Raw genomic sequence first — 17,879 nt, 5'->3', positions numbered from 1 at the left:
AAGTCATGGAATACCGGCAATTGATAACGTATTTTGCGTCAAGAGGAGAAACAATCATGCATAAAATCCTATTAGTTGATGATGATCGTGAACTGACGTCGCTGTTGAAAGAATTATTGGAAATGGAAGGTTTCAATGTTGTTGTTGCTCACGATGGTGAACAAGCATTAAACCTGCTGGACAGTTCTATCGACTTGTTATTACTTGATATTATGATGCCACGCAAAAACGGTATCGAAACCTTGAAAGAGTTACGTCAACACCACCAAACACCAGTGATTATGCTGACGGCTCGTGGCAGTGATTTGGATCGGGTTCTGGGTCTGGAACTGGGGGCGGATGATTATCTCGCAAAACCGTTTAATGACCGTGAACTGGTGGCACGCATTCGGGCTATCTTGCGCCGCTCTAACTGGAGTGAGCAGCAGCAAAATGTCGACCAAGGCGCGCCAACCCTGGAAGTTGATTGCCTGCAATTGAATCCGGGCCGTCAAGAAGCCAGCTTTGAAGGGCAGTCTTTGGAACTGACCGGGACTGAATTTACCTTACTCTACCTGTTGGCTCAGCACCTCGGCCAAGTGGTCTCACGCGAACATCTCAGCCAGGAAGTGCTGGGTAAACGATTGACACCTTTTGACCGTGCTATTGATATGCATATTTCAAACCTGCGCCGTAAGTTACCGGATCGTAAAGACGGGCTACCTTGGTTTAAAACCCTGCGCGGGCGCGGGTATCTGATGGTCTCTGAAACATGATTAATAGTTTAACAGCGCGAATTTTTGCGATTTTCTGGTTTACCTTAGCGCTGGTATTAATGCTGGTGTTGATGGTACCAAAGCTCGATTCGCGTCAAATGACCACCTTGCTCGATAGCGAACAGCGTCAGGGAACGATGCTGGAGCAACACATTGAGGCCGAACTGGCCAGCGACCCGGCCAACGATCTCATGTGGTGGCGCAGGCTTTATCGCGCCATCGAAAAGTGGGCGCCACCGGGTCAACATTTAGTATTAGTGACCACCGAGGGCCGTGTCATCGGGGCTCAGCGTCACGAAATGCAAATGGTGCGTAACTTTATCGGGCAGTCAGATAACTCAGATCAGCCGAAAAAGAAAAAATATGGTCGCGTTGAGATGGTCGGGCCATTCTCTATTCGCGATGGAGAGGATAACTATCAACTCTATCTGCTGCGTCCTGCCAGCAGCCCACAATCAGATTTTATTAATTTGATGTTTGATCGGCCGCTGTTGTTATTGATTGCCACCATGCTCATCAGTGCACCGCTGCTATTATGGCTAGCATGGAGTCTGGCAAAACCGGCGCGTAAGTTGAAAAATGCCGCTGATGATGTAGCACGAGGTAACCTGAAACAGCACCCAGAGCTGGAGTCCGGGCCACAAGAGTTTTTGGCCACCGGTGCCAGTTTTAACCAGATGATCAGTGCACTCGACAGGATGGTTGTGGCCCAGCAACGGCTGATTTCTGATATCTCCCATGAATTGCGTACTCCACTAACCCGCCTGCAATTGGCGACTGCGCTGATGCGCCGCCGTCATGGTGAAGGTAAGGAACTGGAGCGCATCGAAATGGAAGCGCAACGGCTAGATAGCATGATCAATGATTTACTGGTGTTATCCCGTAGTCAGCATAAAAACGAGTTACATCGCGAACCGATTAAGGCCAATGAACTTTGGTCTGAGGTGCTGGAAAACGCGCAGTTTGAAGCTGACCAAATGGGCAAAACACTGGAAGTGACTGCCCCACCGGGGCCTTGGACCTTATTTGGCAATCCTGCGGCCCTTGACAGCGCGCTAGAGAATATCGTGCGTAATGCGCTGCGTTACTCCCACCATCACATTGCCGTGGCGTTCAGTTCGGATAACCAAGGGATAACCATCACTGTCGATGATGATGGGCCTGGTGTCAGCCCAGAAGACCGTGAACAGATATTCCGACCATTCTACCGCACTGATGAAGCGCGAGATCGTGAGTCTGGCGGGACAGGTTTGGGATTGGCTATTGTGGAAACAGCGGTTAATCAGCATCGCGGTTGGGTGCGAGCCGAAGACAGCCCATTAGGTGGGCTACGTCTGATAATCTGGCTACCGCTGCATCCACTTAAAGTTTAATACGCTTCTTGCGCACCTGGCTTGTTAGCTGCAATGCCAAGTGCGCAAGGTATCATCTCGACAAGCCGATCATGCCGGATCGGGCTGATCCCTGGTTCCCACTTCCTGCTGCTCTTTTTCCAGTAACCGCTTCTTGCGCTCAATCCCCCAGCGATAACCGGACAACGCCCCATCCTGACGAATGACTCGGTGACAAGGAATAGCAACAGCTAACATGTTAGCAGCACAAGCACCCGCCACCGCTCGTACCGCTTTCGGTGCGCCAATTTTAGCGGCGATATCAGCATAGCTGGCAGTATCTCCGGCCGGTATTTCTCGCAACGCTTGCCAAACCCGCTGTTGGAATGCCGTGCCACGAATATCCAGTGGCAAATCCAGCCCAAGCTGCGGAGCCTCGACCAACCCCACCACCTGCGCGAACCATTGCTCAAACTCAGCATCCCCACCGATCAACTCCGCCTGAGGAAACTTATCCTGCAATTGCTTCACCAACAGGGCCGGGTCGTCACCTAACAAAATAGCGCATATCCCCAGTTCACTTTGTGCCATCAGGATTGCGCCGATAGAGCTTTCCCCAACAGCAAAACGCAGCGCAGTATCGCGGCCACCCTGGCGGTAGCGGGTCGGCGTCATACCCAATAACTGATTAGATTGCTCGTAAAAACGACCATTAGAGTTATACCCAGCTTCAAAAATTGCCTCCGTCACCGAACCCTTTTCCACCAATTGTTGACGAATACGCGCACTGCGGGTCGCGGAGGCATACGCTTTGGGAGTTAGCCCGGTAATGGATTTAAATAACCGGTGGAAATGAAAAGTACTGAGATTCAATTCAGCCGCCAATGCATCAAGTGTAAAGGGGGTTTCGGCTTGCTCAATTAATCGACATGCCTGGCTGATTTTCTCTGCGTGCTGCTGCGCTTGGGATAACTGAGTAGGTCGGCAACGTTTACATGGCCGATAACCGGCAAGCTCTGCCGCATCATTATCAGCATAGAATTCAATATTTTCTACTTTAGCCTGACGGGACGAGCATGAAGGCCGACAATATACACCGGTGGTTTTCACCGCATAAACAAACCGACCATCGGCGGTTTTATCACGGTTAACAATGGCAACCCAACGAGGGTCTGGTGCATTGTCTATAATTCCCCTAACTGATGTCATGATAAATACCCCATTGATACTGACTATGGTGATCAGCTTATAAAAACACCACGGCTGGCACACTCCGCTCCTTGCTTTCAAATTTTTGTTTTACGGCTTCCATCAAGAATAGGCAACCGCTGCACAGGGAGGGGGTTTCTGGTACCCTACGCCCCTCATTATTGGGGGACATATGCTTAATATCGTTTTATTTGAACCCGAAATCCCGCCGAATACCGGCAATATTATCCGGTTATGTGCGAATACTGGCTGCCAGCTCCATCTGATTAAACCTTTAGGTTTCACCTGGGATGACAAACGCTTACGCCGCGCGGGTCTTGATTATCATGAGTTTGCTAATATTAAGCACCACCATGACTATCAAGCCTTTTTAGACAGTGAAAACCTCGACGGCGCACAATCTGCTGGCACAAATCCGGCTCGCTTATTTGCCCTGACGACCAAAGGAACACCGGCCCACAGCGCGGTGAATTATCAGGTGAATGATTATCTGCTGTTTGGCCCAGAAACCCGCGGCTTACCCTCCAATGTTCTGGATGCATTACCCGCCCAACAAAAAATCAGAATTCCAATGCTTGCCGCCAGCCGCAGCATGAACTTGTCAAATGCCGTATCTGTTGTGGTGTACGAAGCCTGGCGGCAATTAGGTTATCCGGGGGCGTTACTGAAAGAATAGTTTTTTTGACCAAAATATGTCGACGGTCGGCTGGCAACTCAATAAAAAGGTGTATCCCCAAAGTCATTGGCGTCGCAGCAAGACGGCAAGCGAACTCATCCCGATGAGCTTATTAATGCAAGGTCAATTATAAGTCAGTGATTCGGGTTTGTGAGCGCGGCTAACACCGCTACAGCTTCAAGGACGAAGGATATATCCAAAGTCATTGGCGTCGCAGTAAGGCAGCAAGCGAGCAAATCCCGATGAGCTGACTCAAGTCAGTGACTCGGGTTTGTGAGCGCGGCTAACACCGCTGCGCCGTCAAGGACGAAGGATATGATTAGATGCGCCGTCGCCGTACTCAAATCCATGGCTCATCCCATTGAAGTGCTGATCCATATCCAACGAGGGTTTATCACTCTCTGGTTTACCGACAATGCGAGCGGGCACACCGGCGGCTGTCGTATGGGGAGGTACAGCCTGCAATACCACTGACCCCGCACCAATTTTGGCACCACGTCCGACTTCGATATTTCCCAAAATTTTTGCACCCGCGCCAATCATCACACCTTCACGGATCTTCGGATGACGGTCACCACTGGTTTTACCGGTACCACCCAAAGTGACGGATTGCAGAATAGAAACATCATTCTCGACCACGGCGGTCTCACCAATCACAATGCCAGTCGCGTGATCCAGCATGATGCCGCAACCAATGGTTGCCGCAGGGTGGATATCCACACCAAAAGCGACAGAAACTTGATTTTGTAGGTAAATTGCCAGTGCTTTACGATCCTGCGCCCACAACCAATGGCCGATACGGTAGGCCTGTAAAGCATGGAAACCTTTCAGATATAGCAATGGCGTGGAATATTTATCAACCGCCGGGTCGCGCAACCGCACCGCCAAAATATCGCGGGCAGCAGACACAATCATTTGCGCATCAGCACGATAGGCATCTTCAACCACTTCTCGGATGGCAATAGCAGGCATGATAGGGTTTGCTAGTTTATTCGCCAGAATATAACTCAATGCGCTGCCTAAATTCTCATGCTTCAATAATGTCGCATGAAAAAAACTTGCCAGCATGGGTTCACACTCGGCCAGTGCTCTCGCTTCTGATTTAATGCTACTCCAAACCAGCTCTAACTCTTCTGACGACATTGCATACTCCTGCCCATAAACAAGCCACTTCGGGGAACGACCGAAGCGACTAACGCCCTTGTACCTTGAAGCGGCAACGCCAAGGATTGTGGCTATATCTTTATTATTTTATTTCAGCTGAACAACTAAATGCCGCTTTTCTCATCTTTTTTGGTCCGACCCAATAAGGTCAGTGCCGCTTCACGCGCATTTTTGTGGCTGTACAGCACCTGATAAATTTGTTCAGTGATTGGCATCTCTACGCCATTACGCTGAGCCAGCGCCAGAACTTCCTTGGTATTGCGGTAACCTTCAACCACTTGACCAATTTTATCCTGCGCCTCTTGTACACCTAACCCCTGACCAAGCATGATGCCAAACCGACGGTTACGGGATTGGTTATCTGTGCAGGTTAGCACCAAATCACCTAGCCCTGCCATGCCCATAAAGGTGGAGGGGTCAGCACCTAATGCAGAACCAAGACGCGTCATTTCTGCCAAACCACGGGTTATCAATGCGGTTCGCGCATTTGCGCCAAAACCAATACCATCGGACATCCCGGCACCAATCGCAATCACGTTTTTAACCGCGCCACCAAGTTGCACCCCGATAAAGTCAGGATTGCTGTAAACGCGGAAACTTTTGCCACAGTGCAACCGCTGTTGCAGGTCTTCACTAAACTGCACATCAGTCGATGCCAGTGCAATTGCAGTAGGTAAACCGGCGGCCAGCTCTTTGGCAAAGGTCGGCCCAGAAACCACAGCCAGCGGGATGCTCTCTCCCAGCACTTCCCGCGCGACATCCGCTAGCAAACGGCCGGTTTCTGCCTCAAGCCCTTTGGTTGCCCAAACAATACGCGCATCTGGGCGTAAGTGTGGTTTGAGCTGGTTCAATACCGCCCCAAAGACATGGCTGGGTACTACCACCAGCACATCGCGACTGGCTGCCAGCGCACGAGCTAAGTCAGTTTCCAATAACAAGGTGTCGGGGAAAGGGACATCGGGCAGGAACGCCTGGTTACAACGGTCTTGTTGCAGGGTTTGAATATGTTTAGGGTCGTGACCCCATAACACAACTTGATGGCCATTACGCGCCAGCGTAATGGCTAGTGCGGTGCCGTAAGATCCGGCACCGATGACAGTCATTGAAGCATGGGTGGTGTTCATCAGGCATCCTGACGTTGTTCAGCACCTTCGCCTTCAGCCTGCTGTTGCAGATAGTTCATGAACAGGGCATCAAAGTTAACCGGTGCCAGATTCAGCTGTGGGAAAGTACCGCGAGAAACCAGGCTGGTGATGCATTCGCGCGCATACGGGAACAAAATGTTCGGGCAGTATGCACCTAAGCAATGAGCCAGTTGGGTACCGTCGATACCTGCGATGGAGAAGATGCCGCCCTGCTGCACTTCACACAGGAATGCCGTTTCTTCGCCCAAAGAGGCCGTTACAGTCACACGCAGTACCACTTCATACACATCTTCAGCCAGCTGACTGGAAGCAGTATCAAGATCAAGTTTAACTTCTGGCTGCCAATCCTGCTGGAAAACCTGCGGAGCATTTGGTGCTTCGAAGGAGATATCTTTGGTGTAGATACGTTGGATCTGGAAAGCCATCTCGGTGTTGTTTTGTTCTGACATGTGTATAGATACCCTAAAGTTAGACGTCCTTAATTAAACAGCACTTTCGCCGTGAGCTCTTTCCATTAAATTAATGGGACCCACTGACGAGTTAAAGCAGCGGGTCAAGCCCGCCGCGCGCATCCAGGGCGTGTAAATCATCACAGCCGCCGATATGCTGCCTATCAATAAATACCTGAGGTACCGTCGTCCGCCCGCTACGAGCAATCATCTCTTCACGTTTGGCTGGGTCGTTATCAATTGCGATTTCATGAAAAGCGGCACCTTTACTGTTCAGTAGCGCCTTAGCACGATGACAGAATGGGCAAGTTGCTTTGGTATAAATCTCAATTTTCGCCATGGTACACCTCAGTTAAAGTTACAATCTATTGATATAGCGAATACAAATATTACTTGCCGCGCGCCAGTGGCAGATTCTCGCCACTCCAGCCGGAGATACCTTCTTTCAAGGTAAACACCCGCTCAAAACCAGCTTTGTTCAGCAACTCAGCAGAAGCACGGGAGGTTGCCCCTGTGGCGCAAACTACAATGACAGGCTGCGCTTTGTGCTTTTCCAACTCAGCCAGATTGCCGTTTTTAATATCACTTGGCAGCAAATTAATTGAGCTGGCGATATGACCCTTGCGGTAATCATCACGAGTGCGGATATCAACCACCACCGCATCTTCTTTATTAATCAGGCGCGTCGCTTCACCACGAGTAATCTCTTTGACTTTTGACAGCGTCGTTTTAAAGCTGGTGAAAATGACGGCGACGAACAACGCCACCCAAGCCAAGCTCAACACCGGATGCTGGCTAATGAATTGCATAATTTCTTGCAACATGGGGGTAAAAACTCCCGTTAGTTAGGGGATAATATTCAAGGTCACAGAGTATACCTGCGCGTTGCGGCAAATACAGCCAATATGCAAGTGCTATTGCAGAAACTGCGAGCAATCTCGGGAAGTTTTGTTGTCCCTTTGATGATTTTTACGCAAAACCCCACACCAATGTTGATCTCTTTGGGCTATTTTTAACCTGTTTTGTAGTAAATTACCGCCTTTCTAATAAGAAAGAGGTTATGCAATGTCGAGCACTAAAAAACCGCTGGTTCTGACGATTCTGGACGGCTATGGCCACCGCGAAGAACAGCAGGATAATGCCATTCTGAATGCTAAAACTCCAGTTATGGACCGTTTATGGCAGCAACAGCCTCATACCTTGATTGCCGCTTCAGGTCTGGATGTTGGTTTACCGGATGGGCAAATGGGTAACTCTGAAGTGGGTCACGTCAATCTGGGCGCGGGTCGTATTGTTTACCAGGATTTGACCCGCCTCGACAAAGAAATCAAAGATGGTGATTTTTTCACTAATCCAACCCTGACTGCCGCCGTTGATAAAGCAGTTAAAGCAGGCAAAGCTGTCCATATCATGGGCCTATTATCTGCCGGTGGTGTACATAGTCATGAAGACCACATTTTGGCGATGGTTGAACTGGCGGCCAAACGTGGTGCGACAGCAATTTACCTACATGCATTCCTCGATGGACGTGACACCCCGCCGCGTAGTGCTGAGCCTTCACTGAAACGATTCACTGAAAAATTTGCTGCGCTGGGTAAAGGCCGCATTGCCTCTATCATTGGCCGCTACTATGCCATGGATCGCGATAACCGCTGGGATCGTGTGCAGCTGGCCTACGACTTGCTGACTCAGGCAAAAGGCGAGTTCACCGCAGATAACGCGGTTGTCGGCCTGCAAGCCGCTTATGCACGTAATGAAAATGATGAATTCGTCAAACCAACCGTTATTCAGGCCGCAGGCGAACCCGACGCGGCCATGAACGATGGTGATGCGTTGATATTCATGAACTTCCGTGCTGACCGTGCCCGCCAAATCACCCGTACCTTTGTGAATGCCGACTTTGACGGCTTCAAACGCGATAAAGTGGTTAACTTCGGCGATTTTATCATGCTGACCGAGTATGCAGCTGATATTAAAGTTGCCTGTGCCTATCCACCAGCTTCACTGGAGAATACCTTTGGTGAGTGGCTGATGAAGCATGACAAAACACAGTTGCGCATTTCTGAAACCGAAAAATATGCTCACGTCACTTTCTTCTATAATGGCGGCGTTGAAGAGCCATTTAAAGGTGAAGATCGCATTCTGATTAACTCACCGAAAGTGGCAACCTATGACCTGCAACCAGAAATGAGTTCAGCAGAACTGACTGAGAAATTGGTCGGGGCCATCGCCAGCGGTAAATATGATGTGATCATTTGTAACTACCCGAATGGTGATATGGTCGGCCATACCGGTGATTATGATGCCGCAGTAAAAGCAGTAGAAACTCTGGATAATTGCATTGAACAAGTGGTTGCTGCCGTGCAAGCAGTGGATGGTCAATTGCTGATCACCGCCGACCACGGCAACGCTGAGCAGATGCGTGACCCGGCGACCGGCCAGGCTCACACCGCCCATACCAGCCTACCTGTTCCGCTGATTTATGTCGGCAATAAAGAAGTGAAAGCAGTCGAAGGTGGCAAACTTTCTGATATCGCACCCACCATGCTGTCACTGATGGAAATGGAAATCCCGCAAGAGATGACTGGTAAGCCGCTGTTCATCGTGGAATAATCCTTCGTTATGAAGGAAAAGGCGTCATTTGCAATATCAATGGTTACGGAAGACACCATCACCGGCAATACAGGGCACTTGTCTGCATTACCGAATAAGTTGATGCGTCGTCCGTGGTCAGCACTGTACGCCAGCGTTTTTTGCGCTGGCGTATTGTTGTTGCCATTATCCAGCCATGCTGCTGATGCTCCAGTTGCAAAGACGACAGATAACAAAACTCAATTGAAAACACTTCAGCAAGATATTGCTGAGAAAGAAAAAAGTGTCCAGCAACAAAAACAGCAACGCAGTGCCTTGCTCGATCAGTTGAAACAACAGGAAAATACCATTGCTCAAGCCAGTCGTAGCTTGCGTGAAACCCAAGGTACCCTGACTGAACTAGACAAAGATATTTCCAGCCTAACCGCCTCAATTGGTAAACTACAAACGCAGCAATCCCAGCAGCAAAACTTGCTGTCAAAACAACTTGATGCAGCCTTTAAGCAAGGCCAGCACAGCGGTTTACAACTCATTTTAAGTGGTGAAGAGAGCCAGCGCAGTGAGCGTATTTTGGCCTATTTCAGTTATCTCAATGAAGCTCGACAAAAATCCATTGAGGAGTTGAAACAAACCCGCACCGATTTATCTGCTGAGAAAAAAACGCTGGAGCAAAAGAAAAACCAGCAAAAAGTTTTATTGGATGAGCAGAAAGCTCAGCAACAAAAGCTGGAAGAAGCTCGAACTGCACGCAAGAAAACCCTCACTTCGTTGGAAGTCTCGCTGGAAAAAGATCAACAAGGTCTGGCGGAGCTAAAACTGAACGAATCACGTTTGCGCGATCAAATCGCCAAAGCCGAACGTGAAGCCAAAGCCCGTGCAGAGCGGGAAGCGAAAGAAGCGGCCCGTGTGCGCGAACAAGTTAAAGCCAAAGAACAACAAGCCAAGAAAACCGGTTCCAGCTACAAACCTAGTGAAAGTGAGCGCTCATTAATGGCGCGAACGGGTGGCTTGGGGCGTCCAGGCGGTCAAGCCATCTGGCCTGTTCGGGGTAACGTAACCCATCGCTTCGGCGAAGCCTTGCAAGGTGAACTCCGCTGGAAAGGTATGGTTATTTCCGCGCCGGAAGGAAGCGAAGTCAAAGCGATTGCGGATGGCCGGGTGCTACTGGCAGACTGGTTGCAGGGTTATGGCCTGATCGTGGTGGTTGAGCACGGCAAAGGTGATATGAGTTTATATGGCTATAACCAAAGCGCGCTGGTCAATGTTGGCGCTCAGGTGAAAGCAGGCCAGCCGATAGCACTGGTTGGCACCAGTGGCGGTCAGGGTGAGCCATCACTCTATTTCGAAATTCGCCGTCAGGGGCAAGCTGTTAACCCCCAACCTTGGTTAGGAAGATAGAGAACAACATTAGGGAACACCTATTGCGCTATTTCAATACACACCGGTTAATCATCGTAAGCACCCTACTCATCGCTAACACCTCTCTGGCGGGTAAACTGTCCATTGTTATTGATGACTTTGGTTATCGTCCGCAGAACGAAAACAAGGTGTTACAGATGCCACTGCCTATTTCGGTGGCTATATTACCTAACGCCCCCTACGCCAAAGAGATGGCTATCAAAGCCCATAATCAAGGGCGAGAAATCCTGATCCACCTGCCGATGGCACCGCTGAGCAAGCAACAGCTGGAGCGCGATACATTACAGCCATCAATGAGTAGCGAAGAGATCCAGCGCATCATTCGCCAGGCGGTTAATAACGTCCCTTACGCTACCGGCATGAATAACCACATGGGCAGCGCCATGACCTCCAGCTTACCGGGTATGCAGAAAGTCATGCAGGTACTGGAGCACTATCAACTCTATTTCCTCGACAGTGTGACCATAGGCAATAGCCAAGCCAGCCGTGCTGCAGAAGGCACTGGCGTCAAAGTGATTAAGCGCAAAGTCTTTTTGGATGACTCACAAAATGAAGCCGCGATCCGCCAACAATTTAACCGTGCAGTAGAACTGGCGCGCCGTAATGGCTCGGCTATTGCGATTGGACACCCGCATCCGGCCACCATTAAAGTGCTGCAACAAATGTTGCCCCAATTACCTGCGGATATTGTATTGGTCAAAGCAAGTGCTCTGCTGAATGAACCGGTACACAATATTACTGAACATAATAATAGTGGCAGCGGCACTGTTTCTCCGGGCAAATCAAAACCACGTGACCCGGCCAAAGGCCAGCGCCTGAAAGCTATCAAACAATGCAACGCGAAAGCTAGCTATGCTCCAGAGAAAATCTACGCCGATAAGATGTTTATTATTTTAGGTGAGAGCTTGATGCAAAGCCCGGCAGTGACATTTGTGCAAAAACATTGGCAGCAATATTTCCCGCCAGCGGTACCCGTGACTCCGGTTGAGAAATCGACAATCGAGAAACCTAAAGCTGAAAATCCGTAAAAATGAGGCAGTCATCACCTGACTGCCTCGCTTTCATCCTTGCAACTTCAAGGGAGAAAAGGCAATACCCAAAGTCATTGGAGTTGCAGGTAGGCGGCCAGCAAACTCATCCCGATGAGCTTACACAAGTAAGTGATTCGGGTGAGTGTGTGCAGCCAACACCCCAGCAACTTCAAGGCCGAAAACGCAATACCCAAAGTCATTGGAGTTGCAGGTAGGCGGCCAGCAAACTCATCCCGATGAGCTTACACAAGTAAGTGATTCGGGTGAGTGTGTGCAGCCAACACCCCAGCAACTTCAAGGCCGAAGGGTATTTTAATCCCAGTTTAATATGACCTTACCTGACTTACCCGAACGCATGGCATCAAAGCCTTGCTGGAATTCATCGATGGAGAAACGATGGGTGATAATCGGGGTTAAATCCAAACCAGATTGAATCAATGCTGCCATTTTGTACCAGGTTTCAAACATCTCGCGGCCATAAATCCCTTTGATAAACAGCCCCTTGAAAATCACCTGATTCCAGTCGATAGACATATCAGATGGCGGTATCCCCAACATCGCAATACGGCCACCGTGATTCATTGAATTAAGCAATGCACGGAATGCTGGCGGCGCACCGGACATTTCCAAACCGACATCAAACCCTTCAGTCATCCCCAGTTCTGCCATCACATCATTCAGATTTTCTTTGTTGACGTTAACCGCGCGAGTCACACCCATTTTCCGCGCCAGATCCAGACGGTACTCATTCACATCAGTGATAACAACATGGCGAGCGCCGACATGCTTACACACCGCTGCAGCCATGATACCAATCGGGCCTGCGCCGGAAACAAGCACGTCTTCCCCAACTGAATCAAAGGATAACGCGGTGTGAACCGCATTACCGAAGGGATCAAAAATGGCAGCGAGTTCATCAGAAATATTGTCAGGAATTTTGAAGGCATTAAAGGCCGGGATCACCAGATATTCTGCAAAAGAACCCGGACGATTCACACCGACACCCACGGTATTGCGGCAGAGATGGGTACGACCACCGCGACAGTTACGGCAATGCCCACAGGTAATATGACCTTCGCCAGACACCCGGTCACCAATATTAAAACCTTTAACTTCCTGACCAATAGCCACAACTTCACCGACATATTCGTGGCCGACGACCATCGGAACAGGAATAGTTTTTTGTGACCATTCATCCCAGTTATAAATATGCACATCAGTGCCACAAATAGCAGTTTTGCGAATTTTGATCATGATGTCGTTGTGGCCCAGCTCCGGCTGCGGCACGTTAGTCATCCAAATACCTTCTTCTGCCTTCAGTTTGGCCAGCGCTTTCATAGATGATGCTTTCATGAGTATTCCTTACGCAATAACGTTAAGCTGTTTGCCAATACGGATGAAGGCTTCAACAGCCCGCTCAACCTGCTCTGGCGTATGGTCTGCCGACATCTGGGTACGGATCCGCGCCTGACCTTTCGGCACCACCGGATAGAAGAAGCCTGTAACGTAAATGCCTTCTTTCAGCAATGCATTGGCAAATTCTTGCGCCAGTGTCGCATCACCGAGCATGACGGGAATAATGGCGTGATCGGCACCGGCTAAGGTGAAACCGGCGGCACTCATTTTCTCGCGGAATAAGCGCGCATTTGACCATAAGCGATCGCGCAGTTCAGCACCGTCTTCCAATAGTGATAACACTTCAATAGAAGCCGCTACTATTGCTGGTGCTAATGAGTTTGAGAACAAATACGGTCGTGAACGCTGGCGCAACCACTCAACCACTTCTTTGCGGCCGGCAGTATAACCACCTGATGCCCCACCCAGCGCTTTACCCAAGGTACCAGTAATAATATCAACGCGATCCATCACTTCGCAGTATTCATGAGTACCACGGCCATTGGCACCAACAAAACCAACGGCATGGGAGTCATCGACCATCACTAATGCCTGATACTCATCAGCCAGGTCACAAACACCTTTCAGGTTGGCAATCACACCATCCATAGAAAACACGCCGTCAGTAGCAATCATAATATGGCGCGCGCCGTCTGCTTTGGCTTGTTCCAGCTGTGCTTTCAATTCGCTCATATCATTATTAGCATAGCGATAACGCTTGGCTTTACATAGCCGCACTCCATCAATGATTGAAGCATGATTCAGCGCATCAGAAATAATGGCATCCTCTGGCCCCAGCAGGGTTTCAAACAAACCGCCGTTAGCATCAAAACAAGATGAATAAAGGATGGCGTCTTCCATTCCCAAGAAACTGGCCAGCTTCTGTTCCAGCTCTTTATGGGTATCTTGAGTACCACAAATAAACCGCACCGAGGCCATACCAAAGCCATGAGTATCCATGCCTTTTTTGGCCGCCGCGATCAGACGAGGGTGGTTTGCCAAACCTAAATAGTTGTTGGCACAGAAATTAATGACATGGCGACCATCCGCCACAGCAATGTCTGCTTGCTGAGCGGAAGTGATGATCCGCTCATTTTTATACAGCCCTTCAGCACGGGTCGTTTTGAGTTGTTGTTCTAATTGCTGATAAAAGGCGTTTCTATCAAAAGGCAGGGACATGCGGTTATCTCCAGAATGGGCAGTTTCACCGTACATTTTACTGCCTGAAGGGTGAACTGACGAGAAACCTTGTCTTATATTATAAAAAATGCAGCACATATCACGGTGAACATTCCGAAAGCCGCATAGAAACAGAGAGATTAGCCCCTTCCGGCTGTGCGCTATCCTATGAAATGTTATGATAACGGCAAATAGAGTGTGGGGCATTGTGCCCGACCAAGAAGATTAGCAAGGGTGAACCTGATGATTATCGTCACTGGCGGCGCCGGTTTCATTGGCAGCAACATCGTTAAGGCACTGAATAATATCGGCTATAAAGATATTCTGGTTGTGGATAACCTGAAAGACGGCACCAAATTCGTCAATCTGGTTGATCTGGATATCGCTGATTACATGGATAAAGAAGATTTTGTTGCCAGCATTGTTGCTGGTGATGATATGGGTGATATCGACGCGATTTTCCACGAAGGTGCCTGTTCTTCCACCACCGAGTGGGATGGCAAGTACATGATGGATAACAACTATCAGTATTCTAAAGATATCCTGCATTTCTGTCTCGATCGCGGAATCCCATTCCTATATGCCTCCTCCGCCGCCACCTACGGCGGGCGTACTGATAATTTCATTGAAGACCGTCAGTACGAGCAACCCCTTAATGTTTATGGCTACTCCAAATTCCTGTTCGATCAATATGTGCGCGAAATTCTGCCACAAGCTGATTCACAGATTTGTGGGTTCCGTTATTTCAACGTTTATGGCCCACGCGAAGGCCATAAAGGCAGCATGGCGAGCGTGGCTTTCCATCTGAACAACCAGATCAATGCAGGCGAAAGCCCCAAATTGTTCTCCGGCAGTGAAAACTTCAAACGCGACTTCATTTATGTTGGCGATGTTGCTGACGTGAATCTGTGGTTCTGGCAAAACGGTGTATCCGGTATTTTCAACTGTGGTACAGGTCGTGCGGAATCCTTCCAGGCGGTTGCTGATGCAGTGGTGGATTTCCACCAAAGCGGGCCAGTGGAATACATTGAATTCCCTGAAAAACTGAAAGGCCGTTATCAGGCATACACGCAAGCTGATCTCACTAATTTGCGTGCTGCCGGTTACGACAAGCCGTTCAAAACCGTCGCCGAAGGCGTCAAAGAATACCTGACCTGGCTCAATCGCTCAGTCTAAATAACTTGCTGCAAGGAATTGATAAACGGTATGAAAATACTGGTAATCGGCCCTTCTTGGGTTGGCGATATGATGATGTCGCAAAGTCTTTACCGCACCCTGAAGGCCGAATATCCGGCAGCAGATATTGATGTGATGGCACCCGCGTGGTGCCGTCCGCTTTTGGCCAGAATGCCGGAAGTTCGCCATGCCGTCCCGATGCCGTTAGGTCATGGGGTTTTTGCTTTTGAGGAGCGTCGCCGCTTAGGGTTGGCCTTGCGTGAAACAGGCTATGATCGCGCTTACGTGTTACCAAACTCGTTTAAATCTGCCTTGATACCTTATTTTTCAGGGATTAAACAGCGCACTGGCTGGCGTGGCGAGATGCGCTACTTCTTGCTCAATGACATGCGCATTCTGGATAAACAAGCGTTTCCGATGATGGTTCAGCGCTATGTCGCATTGGCCTATGATAAAGAACGCATTCACTCAGCCGACGATTTACCTCAGCCTTTGCTATGGCCACAATTGCAGGTTCAGGATGAAGAAATTGCAGAAATTACTGCGTCATTCAACCTGACAAATAACCGCCCAATTATTGGTTTCTGCCCTGGAGCAGAGTTCGGCCCGGCAAAACGCTGGCCACATTATCACTATGCTGCGTTGGCCCAGAAACTGATTGATACTGGCTACCAAGTCATCTTGTTAGGCTCAGCCAAAGATAATGAAGCCGGTGAAGAAATCCGTCAGGCGCTGGATGAAAGCGCTCGCGAGTATTGCCTCAACTTCGCAGGCCAAACATCATTGGATCAAGCCGTGGTAATGATTGCTGCCTGTAACGCAGTGGTCAGTAATGACTCAGGTTTGATGCATGTGGCAGCGGCGTTAAATAAGCCATTAGTGGCTTTATATGGCCCAAGCAGCCCGGACTTCACGCCACCGCTGTCTGACAAAGCCACGGTTATTCGCCTGATTACCGGCTATCACAAAGTGCGTAAAGGCGACAGCGCACAGGGTTATCATCAGAGTTTGATTGATATCCAACCAGAACAGGTAATGGCTGCCCTTGAGAAGCAACTCTCAGCACAAACTAGCTCTGTGAAAGAGGGCGATTAATGCATGTATTGATCGTTAAAACCTCATCAATGGGCGATGTTTTACATACATTACCCGCGCTGACTGATGCCATGAATGCCATTCCCGGCATTCGCTTTGATTGGGTGGTAGAAGAGGGTTTCAGCCAAATCCCCGGTTGGCATCCTGCGGTAGATAAAGTGATTCCGGTGGCTATCCGCCGTTGGCGTAAAAATTGGTTTGGTAGTGATACCCGGCAAGAGCGCTGTGATTTTAAACGTGTTGTACAGCAGCGCAGTTATGATGTGGTGATTGATGCTCAGGGGTTGATTAAGAGTGCCGCACTGATCACCCGCATCGCCAAAGGGGTTCGACATGGCCCAGATTGCAAAAGTGCCCGCGAACCCTTTGCCAGTTGGTTTTATAACTGCCGCCATGAGATTGATACTAAACAACATGCCGTTGAGCGCATACGCCAACTGTTTGCTAAAAGCCTTGGCTATGACAAACCAGAAAGTGTCGGCGATTATGCTATTGCGCAGCGCTTTTTAAACGAGTTGCCCAACGATGCTGGCCAGTATCTGGTCTTCCTGCATGCCACCACTCGTGACAGTAAACATTGGCCTGAGAGCCATTGGCGGAAACTGATTGAGCTGGTTGCGCCGACGGGTTTAAAAATTAAATTACCTTGGGGTGCGGAGCATGAGTATCAGCGCGCTTTGCGGCTGGCGGAGCATTTCCCTCATGTCGAGGTATTGCCTAAGCTCAGTCTCCAGCAGGTGGCAGAGGTTCTGGCAGGTGCAAAAGCGGTGGTTTCCGTTGATACCGGTCTTAGCCATCTAACCGCTGCACTGGATCGCCCCAACATTACCCTGTTCGGCCCAACGGACCCTGGTTTGATTGGCGGCTATGGGAAAAATCAGATTGCGGTGATTTCCGAGCAAAAAAGCATGGATACCATTACCACTGAAACCATAATGGCGCGATTGGAAACGTTGATTTCATAAGCAATTATTATTTCTAGCCGGGCTATGACTGCCCAAAAGATCCGTTAGTAAACATTTACTGTGTAATAACAATCGGCTTCGATAATTATCGAAGCCGATTGGTCTCGACATTCAAATAGTTAAGTATTGCTAATCTGTTATGTTAGTTATTAAACGAGTCTATTAACTCACTTTTTACTAATAACACCTCATGGCTTTCTCTACATGTTTAATTAATTACTCAATACAATTCCGATAAAACTTAAATTTCATGAGTACGAGATAAACCGCTAAATAACAAATGATTACCAGCTAAAAA

At 49.2% G+C, this 17,879-nt stretch carries 17 protein-coding genes; 9 read left to right on the top strand and 8 right to left on the bottom strand.

The features are described 5' to 3' along the window. The first annotated feature begins 56 nt into the window (after window positions 1-56). Together cpxR and cpxA are read left to right on the top strand one after the other, a co-directional pair. The gene (gene cpxR / locus FGL26_RS16370; protein ID WP_005164706.1) at window positions 57-755 is read left to right on the top strand and encodes an envelope stress response regulator transcription factor CpxR; all 699 of its coding nucleotides are present in this window, start codon (window positions 57-59) and stop codon (window positions 753-755) included. Next, window positions 752-2,128: an envelope stress sensor histidine kinase CpxA gene (gene cpxA, locus FGL26_RS16365; RefSeq protein ID WP_005175902.1), complete on the top strand. Its 1,377-nt coding sequence runs from the start codon at window positions 752-754 to the stop codon at window positions 2,126-2,128. The genes cpxR and cpxA overlap by 4 nt, the downstream gene beginning before the upstream one ends. A gap of 69 nt (window positions 2,129-2,197) precedes the next feature. Here the strand turns inward: cpxA and ada are convergent, their stop codons facing one another. Continuing rightward, complete coding sequence (gene ada, locus FGL26_RS16360) at window positions 2,198-3,274, bottom strand: bifunctional DNA-binding transcriptional regulator/O6-methylguanine-DNA methyltransferase Ada (RefSeq protein WP_100219673.1); 1,077 nt, start codon at window positions 3,272-3,274, stop codon at window positions 2,198-2,200. Between the two features lie 193 nt (window positions 3,275-3,467). On the opposite strand from ada, the gene trmL reads away from it, so the two are divergent. Next, on the top strand, window positions 3,468-3,971 hold the full coding sequence (trmL, locus tag FGL26_RS16355) for a tRNA (uridine(34)/cytosine(34)/5-carboxymethylaminomethyluridine(34)-2'-O)-methyltransferase TrmL (RefSeq protein WP_005164710.1): 504 nt from the start codon (window positions 3,468-3,470) through the stop codon (window positions 3,969-3,971). Window positions 3,972-4,271: 300 nt separating this feature from the next. On the opposite strand, the gene cysE is transcribed toward trmL, so the two are convergent. From cysE to FGL26_RS16330, 5 genes are all read right to left on the bottom strand, one after another. Next, window positions 4,272-5,114 (bottom strand): serine O-acetyltransferase, encoded by an 843-nt coding sequence (cysE, locus tag FGL26_RS16350; RefSeq protein ID WP_032912834.1) that lies wholly within the window; start codon window positions 5,112-5,114, stop codon window positions 4,272-4,274. Window positions 5,115-5,239: 125 nt separating this feature from the next. Further along, window positions 5,240-6,259, bottom strand: coding sequence for an NAD(P)H-dependent glycerol-3-phosphate dehydrogenase (gpsA, locus tag FGL26_RS16345; RefSeq protein WP_005175910.1), 1,020 nt, complete (start codon window positions 6,257-6,259; stop codon window positions 5,240-5,242). Then, complete coding sequence (gene secB, locus FGL26_RS16340; protein ID WP_005164715.1) at window positions 6,259-6,729, bottom strand: protein-export chaperone SecB; 471 nt, start codon at window positions 6,727-6,729, stop codon at window positions 6,259-6,261. The genes gpsA and secB overlap by 1 nt, the downstream gene beginning before the upstream one ends. Before the next feature lie 91 nt (window positions 6,730-6,820). Continuing rightward, the gene (grxC, locus tag FGL26_RS16335) at window positions 6,821-7,069 is read right to left on the bottom strand and encodes a glutaredoxin 3 (RefSeq protein WP_005175912.1); all 249 of its coding nucleotides are present in this window, start codon (window positions 7,067-7,069) and stop codon (window positions 6,821-6,823) included. 49 nt (window positions 7,070-7,118) lie between these two features. Then, complete coding sequence (locus FGL26_RS16330; RefSeq protein ID WP_032903323.1) at window positions 7,119-7,553, bottom strand: rhodanese-like domain-containing protein; 435 nt, start codon at window positions 7,551-7,553, stop codon at window positions 7,119-7,121. Window positions 7,554-7,794: 241 nt separating this feature from the next. Between FGL26_RS16330 and gpmM the strand changes: the two genes are divergently transcribed. From gpmM to FGL26_RS16315, 3 genes are read left to right on the top strand one after another with little or no spacing between them, the layout of a single operon-like run. After that, on the top strand, window positions 7,795-9,342 hold the full coding sequence (gene gpmM, locus FGL26_RS16325; protein ID WP_005175917.1) for a 2,3-bisphosphoglycerate-independent phosphoglycerate mutase: 1,548 nt from the start codon (window positions 7,795-7,797) through the stop codon (window positions 9,340-9,342). 39 nt (window positions 9,343-9,381) lie between these two features. Next, window positions 9,382-10,719 carry a murein hydrolase activator EnvC gene (gene envC / locus FGL26_RS16320; protein ID WP_371836861.1) on the top strand — a complete coding sequence of 446 codons (1,338 nt, stop codon included), beginning with the start codon at window positions 9,382-9,384 and terminating at the stop codon, window positions 10,717-10,719. A gap of 23 nt (window positions 10,720-10,742) precedes the next feature. Beyond that, window positions 10,743-11,768 (top strand): divergent polysaccharide deacetylase family protein, encoded by a 1,026-nt coding sequence (locus tag FGL26_RS16315; RefSeq protein WP_005175924.1) that lies wholly within the window; start codon window positions 10,743-10,745, stop codon window positions 11,766-11,768. A 315-nt stretch (window positions 11,769-12,083) separates the two neighbouring features. Here FGL26_RS16315 and tdh read toward each other — a convergent pair whose 3' ends face one another. Together tdh and kbl are read right to left on the bottom strand one after the other, a co-directional pair. Further along, complete coding sequence (gene tdh / locus FGL26_RS16305) at window positions 12,084-13,109, bottom strand: L-threonine 3-dehydrogenase (RefSeq protein ID WP_138060277.1); 1,026 nt, start codon at window positions 13,107-13,109, stop codon at window positions 12,084-12,086. 24 nt (window positions 13,110-13,133) lie between these two features. After that, window positions 13,134-14,381 carry a glycine C-acetyltransferase gene (gene kbl / locus FGL26_RS16300; protein WP_371836860.1) on the bottom strand — a complete coding sequence of 416 codons (1,248 nt, stop codon included), beginning with the start codon at window positions 14,379-14,381 and terminating at the stop codon, window positions 13,134-13,136. Between the two features lie 207 nt (window positions 14,382-14,588). On the opposite strand from kbl, the gene rfaD reads away from it, so the two are divergent. From rfaD to rfaC, 3 genes are read left to right on the top strand one after another with little or no spacing between them, the layout of a single operon-like run. After that, window positions 14,589-15,521: an ADP-glyceromanno-heptose 6-epimerase gene (gene rfaD / locus FGL26_RS16295; RefSeq protein WP_005175935.1), complete on the top strand. Its 933-nt coding sequence runs from the start codon at window positions 14,589-14,591 to the stop codon at window positions 15,519-15,521. Between the two features lie 30 nt (window positions 15,522-15,551). After that, window positions 15,552-16,616, top strand: coding sequence for an ADP-heptose--LPS heptosyltransferase RfaF (rfaF, locus tag FGL26_RS16290; RefSeq protein WP_005175938.1), 1,065 nt, complete (start codon window positions 15,552-15,554; stop codon window positions 16,614-16,616). Continuing rightward, window positions 16,616-17,581 carry a lipopolysaccharide heptosyltransferase RfaC gene (gene rfaC / locus FGL26_RS16285; RefSeq protein WP_005175940.1) on the top strand — a complete coding sequence of 322 codons (966 nt, stop codon included), beginning with the start codon at window positions 16,616-16,618 and terminating at the stop codon, window positions 17,579-17,581. The genes rfaF and rfaC overlap by 1 nt, the downstream gene beginning before the upstream one ends. Window positions 17,582-17,879: the final 298 nt, after the last annotated feature.

Source organism: Yersinia enterocolitica subsp. enterocolitica (genome assembly GCF_901472495.1).
Lineage (GTDB): Bacteria > Pseudomonadota > Gammaproteobacteria > Enterobacterales > Enterobacteriaceae > Yersinia > Yersinia enterocolitica.
This window is presented reverse-complemented; position numbering and strand designations above follow the sequence as displayed.